Source organism: Streptomyces sp. NPDC052012, from assembly GCF_040689265.1.
In the GTDB taxonomy this organism is placed as follows: Bacteria; Actinomycetota; Actinomycetes; order Streptomycetales; family Streptomycetaceae; genus Streptomyces.
In genome coordinates, this window is the sequence record NZ_JBFAXA010000006.1 from 229,767 (window position 1) to 251,742 (window position 21,976).

The 21,976-nt window shown below is 71.6% G+C and carries 20 protein-coding genes; 9 read left to right on the forward strand and 11 right to left on the reverse strand.

Annotation, left to right across the window (positions count from 1 at the left end; translation table 11 throughout):
* The first annotated feature begins 4 nt into the window (after positions 1 to 4).
* Both AB0412_RS14395 and AB0412_RS14400 read left to right on the forward strand, forming a co-directional pair.
* On the forward strand, positions 5 to 802 hold the full coding sequence (locus AB0412_RS14395) for an FMN-binding protein (protein WP_366402870.1): 798 nt from the start codon (positions 5 to 7) through the stop codon (positions 800 to 802).
* A 55-nt stretch (positions 803 to 857) separates the two neighbouring features.
* Positions 858 to 1,595, forward strand: a complete 738-nt coding sequence (locus tag AB0412_RS14400; RefSeq protein ID WP_366402938.1) for an FAD:protein FMN transferase — start codon at positions 858 to 860, stop codon at positions 1,593 to 1,595.
* 222 nt (positions 1,596 to 1,817) lie between these two features.
* Here AB0412_RS14400 and AB0412_RS14405 read toward each other — a convergent pair whose 3' ends face one another.
* The 5 genes from AB0412_RS14405 to argC form a co-directional block, all read right to left on the reverse strand.
* Positions 1,818 to 2,366: an arginine repressor gene (locus AB0412_RS14405; protein ID WP_366402871.1), complete on the reverse strand. Its 549-nt coding sequence runs from the start codon at positions 2,364 to 2,366 to the stop codon at positions 1,818 to 1,820.
* A 7-nt stretch (positions 2,367 to 2,373) separates the two neighbouring features.
* The gene (locus tag AB0412_RS14410; RefSeq protein WP_366402872.1) at positions 2,374 to 3,570 is read right to left on the reverse strand and encodes an acetylornithine transaminase; all 1,197 of its coding nucleotides are present in this window, start codon (positions 3,568 to 3,570) and stop codon (positions 2,374 to 2,376) included.
* Positions 3,567 to 4,475: an acetylglutamate kinase gene (argB, locus tag AB0412_RS14415; protein WP_366402873.1), complete on the reverse strand. Its 909-nt coding sequence runs from the start codon at positions 4,473 to 4,475 to the stop codon at positions 3,567 to 3,569. Before argB ends, AB0412_RS14410 begins: the two co-directional genes overlap by 4 nt.
* Positions 4,472 to 5,623 (reverse strand): bifunctional glutamate N-acetyltransferase/amino-acid acetyltransferase ArgJ, encoded by a 1,152-nt coding sequence (gene argJ / locus AB0412_RS14420; protein WP_366402874.1) that lies wholly within the window; start codon positions 5,621 to 5,623, stop codon positions 4,472 to 4,474. The genes argB and argJ overlap by 4 nt, the downstream gene beginning before the upstream one ends.
* A 180-nt stretch (positions 5,624 to 5,803) precedes the next feature.
* On the reverse strand, positions 5,804 to 6,832 hold the full coding sequence (gene argC, locus AB0412_RS14425) for an N-acetyl-gamma-glutamyl-phosphate reductase (protein WP_366402875.1): 1,029 nt from the start codon (positions 6,830 to 6,832) through the stop codon (positions 5,804 to 5,806).
* Positions 6,833 to 7,211: 379 nt separating this feature from the next.
* On the opposite strand from argC, the gene AB0412_RS14430 reads away from it, so the two are divergent.
* From AB0412_RS14430 to xdhC, 3 genes are read left to right on the forward strand one after another with little or no spacing between them, the layout of a single operon-like run.
* The gene (locus AB0412_RS14430) at positions 7,212 to 8,693 is read left to right on the forward strand and encodes an FAD binding domain-containing protein (RefSeq protein WP_366402876.1); all 1,482 of its coding nucleotides are present in this window, start codon (positions 7,212 to 7,214) and stop codon (positions 8,691 to 8,693) included.
* The gene (gene xdhB / locus AB0412_RS14435) at positions 8,690 to 11,092 is read left to right on the forward strand and encodes a xanthine dehydrogenase molybdopterin binding subunit (RefSeq protein ID WP_366402877.1); all 2,403 of its coding nucleotides are present in this window, start codon (positions 8,690 to 8,692) and stop codon (positions 11,090 to 11,092) included. The genes AB0412_RS14430 and xdhB overlap by 4 nt, the downstream gene beginning before the upstream one ends.
* A gap of 1 nt (position 11,093) precedes the next feature.
* The gene (xdhC, locus tag AB0412_RS14440; protein WP_366402878.1) at positions 11,094 to 11,903 is read left to right on the forward strand and encodes a xanthine dehydrogenase accessory protein XdhC; all 810 of its coding nucleotides are present in this window, start codon (positions 11,094 to 11,096) and stop codon (positions 11,901 to 11,903) included.
* Between the two features lie 72 nt (positions 11,904 to 11,975).
* Here the strand turns inward: xdhC and AB0412_RS14445 are convergent, their stop codons facing one another.
* Complete coding sequence (locus AB0412_RS14445; RefSeq protein WP_366402879.1) at positions 11,976 to 12,479, reverse strand: nucleoside deaminase; 504 nt, start codon at positions 12,477 to 12,479, stop codon at positions 11,976 to 11,978.
* Positions 12,480 to 12,636: 157 nt separating this feature from the next.
* The gene (locus AB0412_RS14450; protein WP_366402880.1) at positions 12,637 to 15,111 is read right to left on the reverse strand and encodes an alpha-L-arabinofuranosidase C-terminal domain-containing protein; all 2,475 of its coding nucleotides are present in this window, start codon (positions 15,109 to 15,111) and stop codon (positions 12,637 to 12,639) included.
* A 150-nt stretch (positions 15,112 to 15,261) separates the two neighbouring features.
* Between AB0412_RS14450 and AB0412_RS14455 the strand changes: the two genes are divergently transcribed.
* Positions 15,262 to 15,702 carry a DUF6314 family protein gene (locus AB0412_RS14455; RefSeq protein WP_366402881.1) on the forward strand — a complete coding sequence of 147 codons (441 nt, stop codon included), beginning with the start codon at positions 15,262 to 15,264 and terminating at the stop codon, positions 15,700 to 15,702.
* On the opposite strand, the gene AB0412_RS14460 is transcribed toward AB0412_RS14455, so the two are convergent.
* The 3 genes from AB0412_RS14460 to AB0412_RS14470 all read right to left on the reverse strand — a co-directional run bounded on the left by AB0412_RS14460 (position 15,684) and on the right by AB0412_RS14470 (position 18,329).
* Complete coding sequence (locus AB0412_RS14460) at positions 15,684 to 16,277, reverse strand: histidine phosphatase family protein (protein ID WP_366402882.1); 594 nt, start codon at positions 16,275 to 16,277, stop codon at positions 15,684 to 15,686. The genes AB0412_RS14455 and AB0412_RS14460 overlap by 19 nt on opposite strands.
* 137 nt (positions 16,278 to 16,414) lie before the next feature.
* A complete protein-coding gene (locus AB0412_RS14465; RefSeq protein WP_366402883.1) occupies positions 16,415 to 16,852 on the reverse strand; it encodes a GNAT family N-acetyltransferase in 438 nt (145 codons plus the stop codon).
* A 40-nt stretch (positions 16,853 to 16,892) separates the two neighbouring features.
* Positions 16,893 to 18,329 (reverse strand): PLP-dependent aminotransferase family protein, encoded by a 1,437-nt coding sequence (locus AB0412_RS14470; RefSeq protein ID WP_366402884.1) that lies wholly within the window; start codon positions 18,327 to 18,329, stop codon positions 16,893 to 16,895.
* On the opposite strand from AB0412_RS14470, the gene AB0412_RS14475 reads away from it, so the two are divergent.
* The gene (locus AB0412_RS14475; protein WP_366402885.1) at positions 18,328 to 19,263 is read left to right on the forward strand and encodes a DMT family transporter; all 936 of its coding nucleotides are present in this window, start codon (positions 18,328 to 18,330) and stop codon (positions 19,261 to 19,263) included. The genes AB0412_RS14470 and AB0412_RS14475 overlap by 2 nt on opposite strands.
* Positions 19,264 to 19,355: 92 nt before the next feature.
* Entirely contained in the window at positions 19,356 to 19,556 is a 201-nt protein-coding gene (locus AB0412_RS14480; RefSeq protein ID WP_260828104.1) for a DUF1918 domain-containing protein, read from the forward strand.
* An 11-nt stretch (positions 19,557 to 19,567) separates the two neighbouring features.
* Here AB0412_RS14480 and AB0412_RS14485 read toward each other — a convergent pair whose 3' ends face one another.
* Positions 19,568 to 20,797 (reverse strand): family 10 glycosylhydrolase, encoded by a 1,230-nt coding sequence (locus AB0412_RS14485; protein ID WP_366402886.1) that lies wholly within the window; start codon positions 20,795 to 20,797, stop codon positions 19,568 to 19,570.
* A gap of 191 nt (positions 20,798 to 20,988) precedes the next feature.
* Here AB0412_RS14485 and AB0412_RS14490 point away from each other — a divergent pair, with 191 nt between their 5' ends.
* Positions 20,989 to 21,864, forward strand: a complete 876-nt coding sequence (locus AB0412_RS14490; RefSeq protein WP_366402887.1) for a 3-hydroxybutyryl-CoA dehydrogenase — start codon at positions 20,989 to 20,991, stop codon at positions 21,862 to 21,864.
* The last annotated feature ends 112 nt before the right edge of the window (positions 21,865 to 21,976 follow it).

Below are 21,976 nucleotides of genomic sequence, written 5' to 3' on the forward strand. Positions count from 1 at the left end.
AGCGATGAGGAAGAGTCACCCCGTCCGGCGTGCCGTGCTCGCCACCGCCGCCACGGTCTCCGGGATCGTGCTGCTGCTGTCGCTGAAGCCGGCGTCCGACCCGGGCGCGGCCGAGGCGGCGGGCGGTGCGGCCCCGCCCGCGGCGGCCCAGTCCCCGCAGGGCGGCGCCCAGCCCATCGGCGACGGCACGGTCACCGGAGACGCGGCACAGACCCAGTACGGCGCGGTGCAGGTCCGCCTGACGGTCAGCGGCGGCAAGATCACCAAGGCGGAGGCGGTCCAGGCGCCCAAGGGCGGGCAGAGCGACCAGATCACCAGCAACGCCGTACCGAAACTCAACCAGGCGGCGGTGACGGCGCAGAGCGCGGACATCGACGCGGTGTCCGGGGCGACGTACACCAGCACCGGCTACAAGAAGTCGCTGCAGTCGGCACTGGACAAGGCGAAGGCGGCGGGGTCGTCGCAGTCGTCCGGCGCCGGGTCCGGGTCCGGGTCCGGGCAGGACGCGGGGGGTGGCGGCGAGGCGCAGGCACGCACGGTCACCGGTGACGCGGTGAAGACCCAGTACGGGCCGGTCCAGGTCCGGATCACCGTCGCGGGCGGCAAGATCATCAAGGCGGAGGCGGTCCAGACCCCCAAGGGCGGGCAGAGCGACCAGATCACCAGCAACGCCGTGCCCAAGCTCAACCAGGCGGCCGTGGCGGCGGGGACCGCGGACATCGACGCGGTGTCGGGGGCGACGTACACCAGCACCGGCTACAAGCAGTCGCTGCAGTCGGCTCTGGACCGGGCCGGTGGCTGACACGGTGACCGGGTCCGCCGAGGCTCCCGCCGCGGAGCGTCGGGTGGTGGAGACGATGGGGACCGTCTTCTCCTTCGACGTCCGCGGCGGGGAACCCGACGCCGTGCGCACGGCGCTGGAGGAAGCGGTGGCGGGGCTGCACCGGGCCGACGAGGTGTTCAGCACGTATCGCGAGGACAGCCAGGTCTCCCGGCTGGCGCGCGGCGAGCTGACGGTCGGGGAATGCGATCCGGAGGTCGCCGAGGTGCTGGAACTCGCCGACGAGGCCGAGCGGGTCAGCGACGGCTGGTTCAGTCCGCGGTACCGCGGGCGCCTGGACCCGACCGGCATCGTGAAGGGCTGGGCGGTGGAGCGCGCCGCGCGTCTGATCGCGGCGGCGGGGCCGGTGGGGGTGAGCGTCAACGGGGGCGGTGACGTCCAGCTGCTCGGCACGCCCGGGGCGCACCGGCCCTGGCGGGTCGGGGTGGCGGATCCCCTGCGGCCCGGGGGGCTGGCGGCGGTGGTCTCGTCGGCGGGCACGGAGGAGCTGGCGGTGGCGACGTCCGGTACGGCTGAGCGGGGCGCGCACATCGTCGATCCCCGCACGGGGCGCTCCGCGGTGACGGACCTGGTGGCGGTGACGGTGGTGGCACCGTCCTTGACCTGGGCGGACTGCTGGGCGACGGCGGCGTTCGCGATGGGTTCGCGAGCAGGTCTGGCCTGGCTGGAGTCCCTGGAGGGCGTGGAGGCCCTGCTGGTGACGGCGGGCGACGAGGTCCGCTGGACGGGCGGGCTGGCGGCACGTCTGGGCTGAGGCGGGGGCGTGACGCTCACCCGGGCCGACGGGGCACCGTCCGCGCCCACCGTGCCGCCCTGCACGACTGCCCGCGGGACGGACGGAGTCCGCCGCCACGGCCGGGTGCCGCTGCGAGGCCTGCGATTGAACGCCGGCCGGCGGCAACGCCTCAGGGGCGCGGGGAACTGCGCGACCAGCCAGCCACGACCCGCACCCGGCAGCGCACCGCCCCCACCCCCTTCAGTGGCCGTTCTGTGCCAGCCGCAGCAAGTGGTCCGCCAGGGCCTGCCCTCCCGTCGGCTCCCGGCTGATCAGCAGCAGCGTGTCGTCACCGGCGATCGTCCCCAGAATGTCGTGCAGCTCGGCCTGGTCGATCGCCGACGCCAGGAACTGCGCCGCCCCCGGAGGCGTCCGCAGGACGACGAGGTTCGCGGAGGCCTCCGCGGAGATCAGCAGCTCCTGCGACAGCCTCCGCATCCGCTCCTCCTTCGCCGACTCCCCCAGCGGCGCACGAGGCGTACGGAACCCCCCCTCGCTCGGCACCGCATAGATCAGATCGCCGTCGGTGTTGCGGATCTTCACCGCGTTGAGCTCGTCCAGGTCCCGGGAGAGCGTCGCCTGGGTGACGCTCAGCCCGTCGTCGGCGAGCAGCTTCGCCAGCTGGCTCTGCGACCGCACCGGCTGCCGGTTGAGGATGTCCACGATCCGGCGGTGCCGTGCGGTGCGGGTCTGCGGTACGGCGGGCCCCGCGTTCCCGCCCGGCCCCTGGTCCTCCTGCGCCTGGCTCATCGTCGTCTCATTCTCCGGATCGTCCGTCCCCGTGACACGCGTCGAGGATGCCGGGAAGAGCCTGGAGCAGCGCCTCCACGTCGTCGTCGCCGAGATTCAGCGGCGGCATCAGCCGTACGACATCGGGGGCGGGCGCGTTGACCAGGAAACCGGCGTCCTGAGCCGCTTGTTGCGCCTGCGGCGCGAGCGGCTCGGTGAGCACGATACCCAGGAGAAGCCCCGCGCCCCGGACATGGGCGATCAACGGGTGGTTCAGGGACTCGATTCCGTCCCGCAGCCGCTCGCTCTGCCGCTTGACGTTCTCCAGCAGGCCGTCGTTCGCGATGGTGTCCAGCACGGCGAGTCCGGCGGCGCAGGCGACGGGGTTGCCGCCGAAGGTCGTGCCGTGCTGCCCGGGCCGGAGCAGCTCGGCGGCCCGACCGAAGGCGACCGTGGCGCCCAGCGGCAGTCCGCCGCCCAGGCCCTTGGCCAGGGTCACCACGTCCGGCAGGACGCCCTCGTGCGCCTGGTACTCGAACCAGTGGCCGGTGCGGCCGATACCCGTCTGCACCTCGTCGAGGACGAGCAGCGCACCCTTGGCGGCGGTGATCGCCCGCGCGGCCTTGAGGTAGCCGGGCGGCGGCACGACGACCCCGTTCTCGCCCTGGATCGGCTCGATGATCACCAGCGCGGTCTCCTCGGTGACCGCCGCGGCCAGTGCCTGGGCGTCGCCGTACGGGACGTGGGTGACGTCGCCGGGCAGCGGCCGGAACGGCTCCTGCTTGGCGGGCTGGCCGGTCAGCGCAAGGGCACCCATCGTGCGGCCGTGGAAGCCGCCGTCGGTGGCGACCATGTGGGTGCGCCCGGTGAGCCGGCCGATCTTGAAGGCGCCCTCGTTGGCCTCGGCGCCCGAATTGCAGAAGAAGACCTTGCCCTCGCGGCCGAAGAGCTGCAGGAGCCGTTCGGCGAGCGCGACCGGCGGCTCGGCGATGAACAGGTTGGAGACATGGCCCAGGGACGCGATCTGCCTGCTGACCGCCTCCACGACCGCCGGGTGGGCGTGGCCGAGGGCGTTGACGGCGATGCCGCCGACGTAGTCGACGTACTCCGTGCCGTCGGCGTCCCACAGCCTGGCGCCCTCACCGCGCACCAGGGGCAGCCGGGGAGTGCCGTAGTTGTTCATGAGCGCGCCCTGCCACCGCGCGGTCATCTCCTGGTTGCTCATGACTCCCCCTCGGTGTCCTCGTCGGGCACGACCATCGTGCCGATGCCCTCGTCGGTGAAGATCTCCAGCAGGATCGAGTGCTGGACCCGGCCGTCGATCACGCGGGCGGTGGTCACGCCGTTGCGCACGGCGTGCAGGCACCCCTCCATCTTCGGGACCATGCCGGAGGACAGCTCCGGCAGCAGCTTCTCCAGCTGGGAAGCGGTGAGGCGGCTGATCACCTCGTCGCTGTTCGGCCAGTCCTCGTAGAGTCCCTCGACATCCGTGAGGACCATGAGTGTCTCGGCGCCCAGAGCAGCAGCGAGTGCCGCAGCCGCCGTATCAGCATTGACGTTGTAGACATGTCCGTCGTCCTGACTGCGGGCGATCGACGAGACGACCGGGATGCGGCCGTCCGCGAGCAGTGCCTCGATCGCGCCGGTGTCGATGCCGGTGATCTCGCCCACCCGTCCGATGTCGACGAGCTCGCCGTCGATCTCGGGCTGGTGCTTGGTGGCGGTGATGGTGTGCGCGTCCTCGCCCGTCAGGCCCACGGCCAGCGGTCCGTGCCGGTTGAGCAGCCCGACCAGCTCGCGCTGCACCTGACCGGCCAGCACCATGCGCACGACGTCCATGGCGTCCTCGGTGGTGACCCTGAGGCCGGCCTTGAACTCGCTGACGATGCCGTGCTTGTCGAGGGCGGCGCTGATCTGCGGGCCGCCGCCGTGCACGACGACGGGCTTGAGGCCGGCGTGGTGCAGGAACACCACGTCCTGCGCGAACGCGGCCTTCAGCTCCTCGTCGACCATGGCGTTGCCGCCGAACTTGATCACGACGGTCTTGCCGTTGTGGCGGACGAGCCAGGGCAGCGCCTCGATGAGGATCTGCGCTTTGGGGAGGGCGGTGTGCTTCCGCGTGGTGCTCATGACGAGTAGGCGCTGTTCTCGTGGACGTAGTCGGCGGTGAGGTCGTTGGTCCAGATGGTGGCGGTCTCGGAGCCGGCCGCGAGGTCGGCGACGATGTGCACCTCGCGGTAGCGCATGTCGACCTTCTCGCGGTCCTCGCCTACGCCGCCGTTCTTGCACACCCAGACGCCGTTGATGGCCACGTTCAGGCGGTCCGGCTCGAAGGCGGCCTTGGTGGTGCCGATCGCGGACAGGACGCGGCCCCAGTTGGGGTCCTCGCCGTGGATGGCGCACTTGAGGAGGTTGTTGCGGGCGATGGAGCGGCCCACCTCGACGGCGTCGTCCTCGGTCGCGGCGTTGATCACCTCGACCTTGATGTCCTTGCTGGCGCCCTCGGCGTCCCGGATGAGCTGCTGGCCGAGGTCGTCGCAGACCTGCCGTACGGCTTCGGCGAACTCCGCGTGGTCCGGGGTGACTTCGGCGGCGCCGGAGGCGAGCAGCAGCACCGTGTCGTTGGTGGACATGCAGCCGTCGGAGTCGACGCGGTCGAAGGTGACCTTGGTGGCCGCGCGGAGGGCCTTGTCCAAGGTCTCGCTGTCGAGGTCGGCGTCGGTGGTGAGGACAACCAGCATGGTGGCGAGGCCCGGCGCGAGCATCCCGGCGCCCTTGGCCATGCCGCCTACGGTCCAGCCGTCCCTGGTCACGACGGACGTCTTGTGGACGGTGTCGGTGGTCTTGATGGCGATGGCGGCCTTCTCGCCGCCGTGCTCGGAGAGCTGCGCCGCGGCCGTCTCGACCCCCGGGAGCAGCTTGTCCATGGGGAGCAGGACACCGATGAGGCCGGTCGAGCAGACGGCGACCTCGCCCGCGCCGATGCCCAGCACCTCGGCGGCCTTCTCGGCGGTGGCGTGGGTGTCCTGGAAGCCCTTCGGGCCCGTGCAGGCGTTGGCGCCACCGGAGTTGAGGACGACCGCGGTCAGCTGCCCGCTCTTGAGGACCTGCTCGGACCAGAGTACGGGCGCGGCCTTGACGCGGTTGGAGGTGAAGACGCCCGCGGCGGCGCGGCGGGGACCGTTGTTGACCACGAGGGCCAGATCCGGGTTGCCGTTCTCCTTGATCCCGGCGGCGATTCCCGCCGCCGTGAATCCCTTGGCTGCCGTGACACTCACTGCATCTCCTTGTTCGCTTCTCCGCCCGTGCAGCGCAGAGGTGCGGCCTTCGTCGTTGTCTGCGGCCCGGTGGCTGCACGTGCGTCGCTCACGGCATCTCCTTGTTCGCTTCTCCGCCCGTGCAGCGCAGAGGTGCGGCCTTCGTCGTTGTCTGCGGCCCGGTGGCTGCACGTGCGTCGCTCACGGTGCGATTCCGATCGTGGAAAGCCCGGTCGTCTCGGCGAGACCCAGGGCGAGATTCATGCTCTGGACGGCACCGCCCGCGGTGCCCTTGGTCAGGTTGTCGATGGCGCTGATCGCGATGATGCGGTGCGCGGCCTCGTCGTAGGCGACCTGGATCTGAACGGCGTTGGAACCGAAGACGGACGCCGTCGCGGGCCACTGGCCCTCGGGGAGCAGGTGCACGAAGGGCTCGTCGGCGAAGGTCTTCTCGTAGGCGGCGCGGACGGACTCGGCCGTGACGCCTTCCTTCGCGGAGGCGCTGCACGTGGCGAGGATGCCCCGGGGCATCGGCGCGAGGGTCGGAGTGAAGGAGACGGTGACCCGCTCCCCCGCCGCCGCGCTGAGGTTCTGGATCATCTCGGGGGTGTGCCGGTGGAAGCCGCCGACGCCGTAGGGCGACATGGAGCCCATGACCTCGCTGCCCAGCAGATGCGGCTTGGGCGCCTTGCCCGCGCCGGAGGTGCCGGAGGCGGCGACGACGACGGCCTCGGGCTCGGCGAGGCCGGCCGCGTACGCGGGGAAGAGGGCGAGGGAGACGGCGGTCGGGTAGCAGCCGGGCACCGCGATGCGCCTGGACCCCTCCAGCGCGGCGCGGCCACCCGGCAGTTCGGGAAGGCCGTACGGCCAGGTACCGGCGTGCGGGGAGCCGTAGAACCGCTCCCAGTCACCGGCGTCCTTCAGCCGGAAGTCGGCGCCCATGTCGACGACCAGCACATCCGGTCCGAGCTGCTCGGCCACGGCGGCGGACTGCCCGTGGGGCAGCGCGAGGAACACCACGTCGTGCCCGGCGAGGACCTCGGCGGTGGTCGGCTCCAGCACCCGGTCGGCGAGCGGCAGCAGGTGCGGCTGCAGGGCACCGAGCCGCTGTCCGGCGTTGGTGTTGCCGGTCAGGGCACCGATCTCGACCTCGGGGTGGGCCAGCAGCAGACGCAGCAGTTCTCCGCCCGCGTATCCGCTCGCTCCGGCCACTGCCGCACGTACCGCCATGGATATCCTCCTCCTCAGGAGCATGACTATACGTTTCGCTGCACGTTTATGCAATCGCTTCTCCGGGGTCGTGGACGACCTCTTGACCGGTGTGATCGCAGCCACTACGGTGCGGACGAAGCCGACCCATCAGGACCGGAAGGAGGCGACCGGCGGATGTACACCAACGCTGATCTGAGTCGCCTCGTCCACCGCACGGTCTGGGTTCCGGGTCGTATCGCGCACGGCTGCTGACGCGCCGTTCCTGATGTGCCCCTGTGTGGCACGTTCCGCGTCTCCCCATCACTTCATCTCTGCACGGCATGTCGTCGTACCCACATGCCCCTCAGCGCCTGCTCCCCTCATCCGGCGCGCCTGAACACAGAAAGCTGCCTGAAAATTGGCGAACACAACTGCGCGGATCACGGTCAACGGAGAAGACACACCGATCTCACCGGCCGCGCCCCACACCACGACGCTGGATTTCCTGCGCGAGCGCGGTCTCACCGGCACCAAGGAGGGCTGCGCCGAGGGTGAGTGCGGCGCCTGTTCGGTCCTGGTGGCCCGTCCCGGGGTGAACAAGCCGACCGACTGGGTGGCGGTCAACGCCTGCCTGGTCCCGGTCGCCGCTCTCGACGGTCAGGAGATCGTCACCTCGGAGGGCCTCGCCACCGCCGGTGCGCCCGGCACCCCGCCCACGCTGCACCCGGTGCAGGAGGAGATGGCCGTCCGCGGCGGCTCCCAGTGCGGTTACTGCACCCCGGGATTCATCTGCAGCATGGCGGCCGAGTACTACCGCCCCGACCGCTGCGCGCACGCGGACGCGGGCCCGGACGCGGGTGACGGTGCCGACGCCGAGCACGGTCCCAACGGTTTCGATCTGCACGCGCTGAGCGGGAACCTGTGCCGCTGCACCGGTTACCGCCCGATCCGCGATGCCGCGTTCGCCGTCGGCGAGCCCGCCGACGAGGACCCGCTGGCGCAGCGACGCGAGCAGCCGGCCCCCGAACCGGTCGCCACCGACTACACCCGGGACGGCGCCTCCTTCGTGCGGCCCGGCACCCTGGCCGAGACGCTGCGGCTGCTGCGCGAGCGGCCCGACGCGGTGGTGGTGGCCGGCTCCACCGACTGGGGCGTGGAGGTCAACATCCGCTCCCGGCGGGCCGACTGCGTGGTCGCGATCGACCGGCTGCCCGAACTGAGGGAGCTGCGCGTCGGGTCCGATCACATCGAGATCGGGGCGGCGGTGACGCTCACCGAGATCGAGCGCCGTCTCGACGGCGAGGTGCCGCTGCTCGCGCAGCTCTTCCCGCAGTTCGCCTCCCGGCTCATCCGCAACGGCGCGACCCTCGGCGGCAACCTGGGGACCGGCTCGCCCATCGGTGACAGCCCGCCCGTGCTGCTCGCGCTGGAGGCGTCGGTGGTCCTCGCCGACGCCGACGGTGAGCGGGAGGTCCCGCTGGCCGACTACTTCACCGGCTACCGGAGCAGTGTGCGCCGGCCGGGCGAGCTGATCCGCGCGGTGCGCATCCCGCTGCCGCTGTCGCCGGTGACGGCCTTCCACAAGATCGCCAAGCGTCGGTTCGACGACATCTCCAGCGTGGCGGTCGCCTTCGCGCTCGACATCGAGGACGGCGTCGTCCGCAAGGCCCGCATCGGTCTGGGCGGCGTGGCCGCCACCCCGATCCGGGCGCTCGCCACCGAGGCTGCTCTGGAGGGCAGGGCCTGGTCGGCTCAGACCGTCGAGGACGCGGCCCGGGTGCTGCGGGGTGAGGGCACGCCGATGGACGATCACCGCGCGAGCTCCCTCTACCGTTCCGCGATGCTCGGCCAGAGCCTGCTGAAGCTGTACGCACAGACCACCGAGGCGGTGTCGTCATGAGCCATCTGTCCGAACGTCCCGAGAACCCCGTCGTCGGTGTTCCGATGCCGCACGAGAGCGCGGCCCTGCACGTCACCGGCACCGCGCTCTACACCGACGACCTGGTGCACCGCACCAAGGACGTGCTGCACGCCTACCCGGTGCAGGTCATGAAGGCCCACGGCAGGATCACCGCGCTGCGCACCGAGCCCGCGCTCGCCGTGCCCGGTGTGGTCAGGGTGCTGACCGGCGCCGACGTGCCCGGCGTCAACGACGCCGGCATGAAGCACGACGAACCGCTCTTCCCCGACGAGGTCATGTTCCACGGCCACGCCGTCGCCTGGGTGCTCGGCGAGACCCTGGAGGCGGCCCGGCTCGGCGCGGCGGCCGTCGAGGTGGAGCTCGAGGAACTGCCCTCCCTGGTCACGCTGGAGGAGGCGATCGCGGCGGGCAGCTACCACGGCGCCCGGCCCGTGATGGAGACCGGCGACATCGACGCCGGCTTCGCCGACTCCGCGCACGTCTTCTCCGGCGAGTTCACGTTCTCCGGACAGGAGCACTTCTACCTCGAGACGCATGCCGCGCTCGCCCAGGTCGACGAGAACGGGCAGGTGTTCGTCCAGAGCTCCACGCAGCACCCCTCGGAGACCCAGGAGATCGTCTCCCACGTGCTCGGCGTGCCCGCGCACGAGGTGACCGTGCAGTGTCTGCGGATGGGTGGCGGCTTCGGTGGCAAGGAGATGCAGCCGCACGGGTTCGCGGCGATCGCCGCGCTCGGCGCGAAGCTGACCGGGCGGCCGGTGCGGTTCCGGCTCAACCGGACCCAGGACCTGACCATGTCCGGCAAGCGGCACGGGTTCCACGCCACGTGGAAGATCGGCTTCGACGCGGAGGGCCGCATCCAGGCCCTGGACGCGACCCTGGTCGCCGACGGCGGCTGGAGCCTGGACCTGTCCGAGCCGGTGCTGGCGCGGGCGCTGTGCCACATCGACAACACCTACTGGATCCCCAACGCCCGCGTCGCCGGCCGGATCGCCCGGACCAACACGGTCTCCAACACCGCCTTCCGCGGCTTCGGCGGACCCCAGGGCATGCTGGTGATCGAGGACATCCTGGGCCGCTGCGCGCCGAAGCTGGGCCTGGACCCCATGGAGCTGCGGGAGCGCAACTTCTACCGGCCGGGCCAGGGCCAGACGACGCCGTACGGACAGCCGGTCACCCAGGCCGAGCGGATCTCCACGGTCTGGCAGCAGGTCAAGGACAACGCCGGCCTCGCCGACCGCAGGCGCGAGATCGCCGCCTTCAACGCCGCGCACCCGCACACCAAGCGGGCGATCGCGCTCACCGGCATCAAGTTCGGCATCTCGTTCAACCTCACCGCCTTCAACCAGGGCGGCGCGCTGGTGCTGATCTACAAGGACGGCTCGGTCCTGATCAACCACGGCGGCACCGAGATGGGCCAGGGTCTGCACACCAAGATGACGCAGGTGGCCGCGACCACGCTGGGCATCCCGCTGCACAAGGTCCGCCTCGCCCCGACCCGCACGGACAAGGTGCCCAACACCTCCGCCACCGCCGCCAGTTCGGGCGCGGACCTGAACGGCGGGGCGATCAAGAACGCCTGCGAGCAGTTGCGCGAGCGGCTGCTCCAGGTGGCCGCGACCCAGCTGGGCGCCAACGCCTCGGACGTGCGCATCACCGGGGGCGTCGCCCGCGCACTGGGCAGCGACAAGGAGCTGGCCTGGGACGACCTGGTGCGCACCGCGTACTTCCAGCGGGTCCAGCTGTCGGCGGCCGGCTTCTACCGGACCGAGGGGCTGCACTGGGACGCGAAGAGCTTCCGCGGTTCGCCGTTCAAGTACTTCGCCTACGGCGCCGCCGCGACCGAGGTGGAGGTGGACGGCTTCACCGGCGCCTACCGCATCCGGCGGGTGGACATCGTGCACGACGTCGGCGAGAGCCTGTCCCCGCTGATCGACATCGGTCAGGTCGAGGGCGGCTTCGTGCAGGGCGCGGGCTGGCTGACGCTGGAGGACCTGCGCTGGGACACCGGCGACGGGCCGCACCGCGGGCGGCTGCTGACCCAGGCGGCGAGCACGTACAAGCTGCCGAGCTTCTCGGAGATGCCCGAGGAGTTCAACGTCACGCTGCTGGAGAACGCCACCGAGGAGGGCGCGGTCTACGGCTCCAAGGCGGTGGGTGAGCCGCCGCTGATGCTGGCGTTCTCGGTGCGGGAGGCGTTGCGGCAGGCCGCCGCCGCGTTCGGTCCGGGCGGCGTCAGCGTCGATCTGGCCTCGCCCGCCACGCCGGAGGCGGTGTACTGGGCGATCCAGGAGGCTCGCCGGGGCGGTGCGGCCGGTGACGGTGGCACTGTGAACGGCACGGTCCGCTCCGACGCCGAAGCGCTGAGCGGTGCCTGACATGACGTGGATCGCCGCGGTCGCGCGGTTGCGGGAACGCCGGGAACCCGGCGTGCTCGTGACCGTCGCGGCCGTGCGCGGCCACGCCCCGCGCGACGCCGGTGCGAAACTCGTCGTGGGGCGGAGCGAGACCTGGGGCTCGATCGGCGGCGGCAATGTCGAGGCCGTCGCGATCGACCGGGCCCGGGAGATGATCGCCGCGGGCGAGCGGAAGCCGGAGCTGATGGATTTCGCCCTGAACGACAAGGTGACCAACCAGCACGGCGTGCAGTGCTGCGGCGGCACGGTCGCCGTGCTGCTCGAACCGCTGCCGGTGGTGCGGGCCGTGGCGGTCTTCGGGGTCGGGCACGTCGGCCTGGAACTGGCGCGCGTCCTGGCACGTCAGGAGATCGACCTCCACCTGATCGACTCCCGGTCCGACGTCCTGGCCGAGGAACGGCTCGGCGTGCTGGCGGACGCGGTGGCGCAGGTGCACGTCCATCACACGCCGCTGCTGCCGGAGGAGGTGCTGGAGGAGCTGCCGCGCGGCACCCACGTCCTGATCATGACCCATGATCACGCCGAGGACGCCGCCCTGTGCGACGCCGCCCTGCGCACCCCCCACCTCGGCTCGATCGGGCTGATCGGCTCGGCGGCCAAGTGGGCGCGGTTCCGCAAGCGCCTGGCCACCGAGGGCGGGCACGACGACGCGGCCATCGACCGGATCAAGACCCCGATCGGGCTGCCCGGCATCACCGGCAAGGAACCCGCGACCATCGCCGTGAGCGTCGCGGCGGATCTGCTGCGCACCTTCGAGACCGAGACGGACTGAACCCCGTACGTACACGTACGAACAAGGGTGCCCCGCGCCAGTGGCGCGGGGCACCCTTGTGTCTGTCGCCCGTCAGTAGGCGATGCGGTCCGTCTTGGCGATCCAGGCGTCGAACGGCTGGGTGCGGTGCGGCAGGTCGAGGTGCTCGACCTCCATGGGCCACAGCTCCTGGGGGCGCTTGTCGAACAGGTCGTAGAACTTCCGGTCGTCGAAGCCGGCCACGGCCGCGTCGTGCCGGTCGGCGGCGTAGATGAGCCGGTCGACACGGGCCCACAGGGACGAGGACAGACACATCGGGCAGGGCTCGCACGACGTGACGAGGGTGCAGCCCTCCAGGCTGAAGGTACCGAGCTCCTTGCAGGCGGCGCGGATGGCGCTGACCTCGGCGTGTGCGGTGGGGTCGAGGCTGGAGGTGACCTGGTTGTTGCCGAGGGCGACGATCTCGCCGTCCTTGGCGATCAGGGCACCGAAGGGGCCTCCGCCATTGGCCACGCTGTCGGTGGCGAGCTGGACGGCGCGCTCCATCCAGACGCGCTCGAACTCACGGATTCCGGTCTCGGCCGTGCGGGTGGTCATGGCAAGCTCCTTGTCATCGCGACGCATACCTGGAGTACGACGTGTACGAGGAGTACACAGCCTGCTGACCAGCGCGGACCAGGGACCGAAGGCATCAACTGAAGCCCGCCTCGGACCCACACTTCGTAGGCTCCTACAAAGCCGCTCCGCACCCCGCCTATCTCTGCTTGATCCGCAGGAACGTCACCGAGTTCGCCGGGAAGGTGTAGGTGAACTCGTCCGCGACTCCCGAGAACGTCGACGTCACCGGTGTCACCGGAGTGTCCGTCTCGGTGTTGACCGCGTCCTGGTCGGCGGCCAGCGTGGTGACGCGGGCGCGGGAGGAGACCTTCACTCCGCCGAGGTCGATCGCGGTGCGGGCCGCGCTCTCCTGGGCGTTGACGACCTTGACGATCAGGTCGCCGGTCCTCGCGTCCTCGGTGACCACCTGGCGGAACGGCTCGGCCGGCTTGTCGTCGGTGAAGCTGCCCCATTCCTGGCCGTCGAGGTAGAGGGTCACCTGACGGCCCCGCACCTTGATGTCGATGTCGTAGGCGCGGCCCGTCTCGATCGAGCCGGCCTTGGAGATCAGCGTGGACTTGCCGCCGTCCACGGCCTGTTCGACGGCGGACTGGGTGTTGTTCCAGCCGCCCAGGTTCCACCAGTAGTAGGTGCCGGTGTCCTTGACGCCGAAGGCGACCAGGAAGCCCTCCTTGCCGGACTTCTTGGTGGCCCTGACATGGAGGTCGTAGTTCTGCCAGGCCGGGTCGCCCGCGGTGACCAGGGTGTTCTCGGCCGCCTCGTCGGTCTGGACGTAGGCTCCGTCCTGGACGCTCCAGCTGCCGCCGCCCGTGTGCGTCCACCGGGACGCGTCACCGGAGAAGTCGTCGCTGAGCAGCGTCGTCCCGTCCGCGGAGGTGACCTTCACGTCGTCGTAGGCGGCGCTGGTCGCCCAGGTCGACAGGCCGACGGCGCCGGTGATGGGGCCGCTGACGTCCGGGGTGGTGGTCGACGTCGAGGGGATCACGCGGTCGCCGGTGTTGGTCATGAACAGCTTCTGGAGCTCGTAGTTGGCCGAGCCCCAGGAGGCGTGGTTGTTGAACCAGATCATGTCGGGCGACCACTGGACGTAGTCCTCGTTGGCGAGCAGCGGCGCGTACGAGGCGAGCTCGACGATGTCCGCGTTGCGCTCCAGGCCGGTCATGAACGCCGCCTCGGCCAGGGCGTTCTTCCAGGCGTTGCCCTGGGAGGCGTACTCGCCGAGGAAGACCTTCGGGCCCTGCCGGTCGTAGGAGTCGTAGCGGTCGTTGTTCTGGAGGAACCACTGGGGGCTGTTGTAGTAGTGCTCGTCGACCATGTCGACCTTGCCCTCGCGGTTGAGCTGCCAGGCGGTGTCGAAGGTCGTGCCGGAGTCGTCCGGACCGGAGTTGGAGATGACGGTGATGTCCGGGTGCTTCGCCTCGATGGCGGCCCGGAACTGCTGGAAGCGGGCGAAGAACTCCCGCGGCAGGTTCTCCTCGTTGCCGACGCCGATGTGGGTGAGGCCGAAGGGCTTCGGGTGGCCCATCTCCGCGCGGACCTTGCCCCAGGTGGAGGTCGCCGGGCCGTTGGCGAACTCGATGAGGTCCAGGGTGTCCTGGATGTGCCGCTTCAGCAGTGCCTCGTCGTCGGTGGCCTTGTTCTGGCCGCAGCCGGTGACCAGGGCGGGCACGACGGGCAGGGGCATCGCGCCGATGTCCTCGGCGAAGCGGAAGTACTCGTAGTAGCCGAGTCCGTAACTCTGGTTGTAGCCCCAGAAGTTGGCGTTGGTCGCGCGCTCCTCGACCGGGCCGACGGTGTCCTTCCACTGGTAGGAGCGCTTGCGCTGCCAGCCGCTCGCCTCGCTGTAGTCCTCCATGGAGCCGGTGTTGACCAGGCAGCCGCCGGGGAAGCGCACGAAGCCGGGCTTCAGGGCGGCGATCTTCTCGGCGAGGTCCTTGCGCAGGCCGTTGGGCTGGTTCTTGTAGGTGTCGCGGGGGAACAGCGACACCATGTCGAGCGCGGCCGCGTCGGTGGTGGTGACGGCGAGGCGGCCGCGGTTGCTGGTGCGGGTCGCGGTGAAGGTGGCCCGGTACTTCGCCCAGCCGCCCTCGACGGCGACGCGCCGGGTGTCGGTGAGGGCGCCGGCGGTGTCCTTCAGGCCGACGCTCAAGGTCGTGCCGTTCTCGGCGCGCGCCCACACCGAGAAGTCGTACCGCTTGCCCTTCTCCACGCGGATGCCGGTGTTGTAGCCGGAGTTGGTGACGGAGGAACCGGCGTCCAGGGACAGGTAGGTGCGGTTGCGCTCGTTCAGGCGGCCCGCGTCGTCGACGGCCTTCGCCGTGCCGTCCACCGTCCAGGAGGTCAGGGGGGTGTAGGAGCCGTTGTCGGCGGTGGAGTACTCGAAGGACCGGTTCTGCACCAGCTCGGCGTACAGGCCGCCGTCGGCGGCGCGGTTGATGTCCTCGAAGAAGACGCCGTACATCGTGTCGTCGATCGCCGCGCCCTCGGCGCTCGGGTCGACGGTGATCGTGTAGTCGGGGGCTGCCTCGGCGTGGGCGGGGGCGGGCAGCACGGCCGTGGCCGTCAGGAGGGCGGTGGCGCTGAGAGCAAGTCTCCAGCGGGTGCTCGGCATGGATACTCCGCGGCTCGGTGTCAGGGGTGGGACCCCCCTGATCGTTCGAAATATCAAACACTGATCAGCACTTCGAACGGCAAGATAGGGAGGGGGCAGGGACGCGTCAATGGGTCGCGCGGCAACGCGAGGGACGGAGAGCAGGGCACGATGGGCGAGTTCTGGCCAGTGCCGGACGCGCTGGCGTATCTGCGCGGCAGCTGGCGGGTGACCCGCACCGTGCGGGACCTGGCGAGCGGGGACGAGGGGGGCTTCCGGGGCACCACCGCGTTCCGGCCATCACCCGGAGGCGGCCTGCTGCACGAGGAGTCCGGCGCTTTCACCTGGCACGGCGTCACCCGGCCCGCCGAGCGGACGCTGCGCTTCCTGCCCGGGCCCGACGGCACGGCGGACGTACGGTTCGCGGACGGCCGCCCGTTCCACGACCTGGACCTGACCGAGGGGCGGCACATCGCCGACCACCCCTGCTCGGCGGATCTCTACCGGGGCGAGTTCACCGTCCGCGACGCGGACCACTGGCGTACGGTCTGGCGGGTGCGCGGACCGGCCAAGGACCTGGAGATCACCACCGACTACGCCCGCGTGGGCTGAGCGGACACACTGTCCAGCCGCAGACTCCAGCGGCCCGCCCGGCCCGTCACGGTGGTCGTGGACAGCGGGCGGACGTCGAGGTTCCAGTACGTCGCGGGCGGCGCCTTCAGCGCGTACACCAGCGCGGCGCGGATCACGGACGGTTCGGCCACGGCGACGATCCGGCAGCCGTCCTCCACAGGCCGGGTGTCGAGCCAGCCGCCGACCCGGGTGATGAACTCCACCATCGACTCGCCGCCGTGCACCGTGGCCCTCGGGTCGGCGAGCCAGGCGTCCACCGTCTGGGGCTCCCGGGCCATCGCCTCGCCCAGGGTCAGTCCGCGCCAGCGGCCCATGTCGCAGTCGCGCAGGGCGAGCTGGACCAGCGGGGCGTAGCCGAGTCCGTCGCCGGTGGCGCGGGCGCGCGGGGCCGGCGAGCAGTAACGCAGGTCGGCGGCGGCGAGCGGCAGCAGTTCGTGGGCGACGCGCTGCACCTCGCTCCAGCCGGCCTGGTCCAGCGGCCGGTCGTCGTCGAAACGCTCGCCCAGCACCGAGGAGCTCCCCGCGGCGGCGACGAACGTGACCCGAAGTGCCATGCCGCGAATCGTCAGCCGCGGAAGTGCCCAGGTCAAGGGGTTCCGCCCGGGCGTGACGCAGGGTGCGCCAGATCTTACTCGCCGGTCAGGACCTGCCGGGCGAACGGTGCGAAACACCCACCGTCCAGGCGCTCCGTTCAGTCGAAGGCGAGCGCCATGTAGTGATCGGGCCGGTCCAGCGGCCGGAACCCCAGCTTCGCGTAGACGTCGTGCGCGTCGTGCGTGGCGAGCAGGATCCGGCGCAGCCCGCAGGGCCGCAGCTCCTCGCGCACGGCGGCCACCAGCGCCGTGCCGACGCCCTTGCCGCGCACGGACGGATCCACGTAGACGTCGCAGAGCCAGGCGAAGGTGGCCCGGTCGGTGACGACCCGCGCGTAGGCCACCTGCTCACCGGTGACCGCCTCGTACACACCGAAGTTGAGCGAGCCCGCGATCGCCGCGTCCTGCTTGGCGCGGGAGCGGCCCAGCGCCCAGTACGCGTCGGTGGACAGCCACCGGTGCACGCGCGGGGCGTCGATGCGGTCGGGGTCGGTGGAGATGTCGTAGCCCTCGGGCAGGCGCGGGGTACCGGTCATGGCGGGATGCTCGCAGGTGGTGCCCGAGGGCGTCGAGCGGTTATCCGAGGACCTCCTCGCAGGCCGTGCGCAGCCGCCGTACGCCCTCGGTGATCTCCCCCGTGCCGGCCACCGCCGCGAAGCTCAGCCGCAGATGGCCGGCCGGGGGTTCGGCGCTGAAGTAGGGGCGGCCGGGGGTGACGGCGACGCCCGCGCGCAGGGCGGCGGCCGTCAGCGCTGCCTCGGACAGGCCGTCGGGCAGGCGCAGCCACAGGTGGTAGCCGCCGGACGGGATGTGCGGCAGGGCGAGTTCGGGCAGCCGGAGCCGGAGCGCGGCGGCCATGGCGTCCCGGCGGGCGCGCAACTCGGCGGAGATCGCCCGCAGATGGCGCGGCCAGGCCGGCGAGCCGACGAGCTCCAGGGTGGCCTCCTGCAGCGGCCGGGGCACGAAGAACGTGTCGACGACCTGGATGGCCCGCAGCCGCTCAAGCACCGGACCGTGCGCGGCGAGGGCGCTGACCCGGAAGCTGGGCGAGGTCGCCTTGGTCAGCGAGCAGACGTGCACGACCACCCCGTCGGGGTCGTCGGCGGCGAGGGGCCGGGGCAGCGGGCCGGCGTCCTCGTGCACCAGCCGGCGCACGAAGTCGTCCTCGATCACGAAGGCGCCCGCCTCGCGTGCGATGCGCAGCACCTCGCCGCGCCGCTCGGGCGCGAGCACGGCACCGGTGGGGTTCTGGAACAGCGGCTGGCAGACGAACACCCGGGCACCGCTGGCACGGAAGGCGTCGGCGAGCAGCGCGGGCCGTACGCCGTCGGCGTCCACGGGGACGGGCACCGGGCGCAGTCCGGCGGCGCGGGCGATGGCCAGCATGCCCGGGTAGGTGGGCGACTCGACGAGGACGGGGGCACCGGGCGGGGCGAGCGCGCGCAGGGCGGTGGTCAGCGCGGACTGGCCGCCCGCGGTGACCAGCACGCCCGCCGCGGTGACCGGGCCGCCGATGCTGCGCGCGAACCACTCGCGCAGCTCGGGCAGGCCCTCCATGGGCGGTCTCCCCCAGGCGCCCGGCCGGCGCCCGGCGCGGGAGAGGGCGGCGGCCATCGCGCGCTCCGGTTGCAGCGAGGGATGCAGATAGCCGCCGTTGAACTCGATCACGCCGGGCGGCGGAACGGTGAGCGAGACCAGCACCCCGGAGGCGTCCACCGAGCGCGGGACGAGCTCGGGGCTGCCGTCGGCACTGAGGGCGACCTCCTGCCAGGAGGTGTCACCGGCGGGGGCGGCCGGCGTGCGCGGGTGGGCACGGAACGCCCCGGAGCCCGGCCGGGTGACGACCAGGCCCTCGGCAGCGAGCTGGGCCAGCGCCCGTGAGACGGTCACGGGGCTCACCCGGAACCGCTCCACCAACGCACGACTCGAAGGGAGCTTTCCACCGGGTGAGTAGCGGTCGAGCTCTCGCCGTAGCTGCTCCGCCAGGTCAGCAACACTGCTACGCTCTTGCATGAGAGCACAGAGTAGCGCTACTACCGCACCGGCGATAGCAGTCACCGAGAGCCCCGCCCCGAGGACCCACCCGGACCGCGCCGGTCTCGGCATGCTCCAGGCCGGCCTCGGTGTGGTCGCCTTCTCCCTCACCTTCCCGGCCACCGCATGGGGGCTCGAGGGCTTCGGGCCCTGGTCGCTGGTGGCGGTGCGCAGTGTGCTGGCGGCGCTCATCGCGGGCGGCGCGCTCCTCGCGCTGCGCGTTCCGCTGCCCGCCCGCCGTCACTGGCCGGGGCTCGCGGTGGTCGCCGCCGGGGTGGTGCTCGGCTTCCCGCTGCTGACCACGCTGGCCCTGCAGACGTCCACCACCGCGCACGCGGCCGTCGTGGTCGGCCTGCTCCCGCTGACCACGGCGCTGCTGTCCGCCCTGCGCGTCGGCGCCCGCCCGTCGCGCACCTTCTGGGCGGCGGCGCTCGCCGGAGCCGCGGCGGTGGTGGCGTTCACCGTGCAGCAGAGCGGCGGCGCGCTGGGCACCGCCGACCTGTACCTGTTCGCGGCGCTGCTGGTCTGTGCGGCCGGGTACACCGAGGGCGGCAGGCTGGCCCGGGTGATGCCGGGCTGGCAGGTGGTCGGCTGGGCGCTGGTGCTGTGCCTGCCGCTCAGCGTGCCCGCCGCGGTGGTGGCGCTGTCGTGCGAGCCGGTCGAGCTGACCGCGCACAGCGTGACCGGGCTGCTGTGGGTGGCCGCGGGCTCTCAGTTCCTCGGACTGGTCGTCTGGTACCGGGGCATGGCGGCCATCGGCATCCCCCGGGCCAGCCAGTTGCAGCTCGCTCAGCCGCTGCTCACACTGGTGTGGTCGGTGTTCCTGCTGGGCGAGCACCTGACGCCGGCCGCCCCGCTGACGGCCGCGGCGGTACTGGTGTGCATCGCCGTCACGCAGCGGACGCGCGGCTGAAAGGGCCGCACGGCCCGCTGCCGAGCGGCGCGCCCAGGCCCTAGACTCGAGGTCACGGACCGCTGCTCCCCCGATTCGGTGAGGAGGCCCCGATGCACGCAACCGTCGGTGACCAGCTTGTCCAGCACGGCAGGGTGGTCGGTCAGCACGACAAGGTCGGCGAGATCGTCGAAGTACTGGGCCAGGAAGGCAACCCGCCCTACCGCGTCCGCTTCGAGGACGGACACGAGGGCGTGTGCTCCCCCGGCCCCGACACCGAGATCCGGCACAGGACGACCACGACCCAGCAGTAGACAGCGGCGTGTCAGCGCGGGGGGCGGGCCGGCTGCCCGTAGTGGTCGGCGACCACCCGCGCCATCGCCCCGATCGGGTCGGCCGTCACCTCGCGTGCGGAGAAGAAGACGTTCCCCAGCGCGTACTCCTTCGCCAGCGTGAGGTGCCGGGACAGCTCGGCCGGCTGCTGCCAGGCGGCCGGCTGGGCGGGATCGCCCGCCTTGTACAGCGCCTCCCCGATGTGGAGCAGGGTGCCGGAGTCCCGGACGACCTCGGCCCACCAGGCGAGCAGCGTCGCGTAGTCGGCGGCGGGGTGGCCGATGTGCCAGTACAGCTGCGGGCAGATGTAGTCGATCCAGTTCTCGCGCGCCCAGCGGCGCGTGTCCGCGTGCAGGTCGTCGTACGTCTGCACGCCCGCCGTGGTGTCCGATCCGAGCGGGTCCGTGTCGCTGTTGCGCCACACCCCGAACGGGCTGATGCCGAACAGTGCGGCGGGCCGGATCTCCTTGATCCGGGCAGCCGTCTCGCGCACCAGCCGGTTCACGTTGTCCCGCCGCCACGCGGCCCGGTCGGGAAAGCCGCCGCCGTGGGCGTCGTAGGCGGCGTCGTCGTCGAAGGTCTGCCCCGCCACCGGGTAGGGGTAGAAGTAGTCGTCGAAGTGGACCGCGTCCACGGGGTAGCGGCGCACCGCGTCGAGCATCGCCTCCTCGACGAAGGCCCGGACCTCGGGCAGCCCCGGGTTGTAGTAGAGCCGGCCGCCGTACGGGACGACCCAGCCGGGGTTCTGCCGTGCCGGGTGGGAGGCGACGAGCCGGGCGGGGTCGTCGTGGAGGGCGATGCGGTACGGGTTGAACCAGGCGTGCAGCTGAAGGCCCCGGGCGTGTGCCTCCGTCACGGCCGTGCCGAGCGGATCCCAGCCGGGGTGGCTGCCCTGGGTGCCGGTGAGGTACTCCGACCAGGGTTCGTACGGCGAGGGCCACAGGGCGTCGGCCGTCGGCCGCACCTGGAGGATCACCGTGTTGAGCCGGTTCCGCACGGCCGTGTCGAGCTGGGCGATCAGCTCCGCCCGCTGCTCGGCGGCGCTCAGTCCGGGGGCGGAGGGCCAGTCGCGGTTGGCCACGCTCGCGACCCACACACCGCGCATCTCACCGGTCGCCGCCGCGTCCCCTCCCCGCCGGCCCGACGCGGCCGACGCCGGCGGCATCATCGTCAGCGCCGACAGCGCCGCCATCGCGAACGCCCTGCGTGACACTCGTCCCATCGCGCACCCCTGGACACCGGTCGATCCGTCCGGTCACGGACCGTTTCGCGCCCCAGGATGCCCGACCCCCGCGATCGATCATCGATACTTCGGAGTAACGTGCACGAACGGAGCAGGCACCGGGACCCGGCGAACCTGCCAGAGCCGTAGCAGCGAACAGGCGAGCTGCCCGAACAGGTGAAGGGGACGATGTGACGGACATCCCTGCGGGAGACATTGCACGCGTCGGAGTGGTGGGCTGCGGCCAGATGGGTGCGGGGATCGCCGAGGTGTGCGCCCGCGCCGGACTGGACGTGATGGTCGCCGAGACCACCGGCGAGGCCCTGGAGATCGGCCGTACCCGGCTGTTCAACTCCCTGACGAAGGCTGCCGAGCGCGGCAAGATCACCGCGGAGGAGCTGGAGGCCACGCAGGCCCGGCTGAGCTTCACCACGGACCTCGGCGAGTTCGCCGACCGCGATCTGGTGATCGAGGCCGTCGTCGAGAACGAGCAGGTCAAGACCGAGATCTTCCAGGTCCTGGACCAGGTGGTGACCCGCCCGGACGCCATCCTCGCCTCCAACACCTCCTCCATCCCGCTGGTGAAGCTGGCGGTCGCCACCGCGCGGCCGGACCACGTCATCGGCATCCACTTCTTCAACCCGGCCCCGGTGCAGAAGCTGGTCGAGCTGATCCCGGCGCTCACCACCTCCGAGGGCACGCTGAGCCGGGCCCAGGTCTTCACCGAGAAGGTGCTGGGCAAGCACGCGATCCGCGCCCAGGACCGCTCGGGCTTCGTGGTGAACGCGCTGCTGATCCCCTACCTGCTCTCCGCGATCCGGATGTTCGAGTCGGGCATCGCCAGCCGCGAGGACATCGACAACGGCATGGAGATGGGCTGCGCCCACCCGATGGGCCCGCTGAAGCTGGCCGACCTGATCGGCCTGGACACGGTCGCCTCGGTCGCGTACTCGATGTACGAGGAGTACAAGGAGCCGCTGTACGCCGCTCCCCCGCTGCTCCAGCGCATGGTCGACGCGGGCCGCCTGGGCCGCAAGACCGGCTCGGGGTTCTACGCCTACGGCTGACCACGCTCAGCGACGACCGCGGGCCCGGCACTTCTCCGAGTGCCGGGCCCGCGGCTTTCACACACCGTGTGCGCACCGGGCTCGCATATGCCCGGCGCACACTCTCCCCACA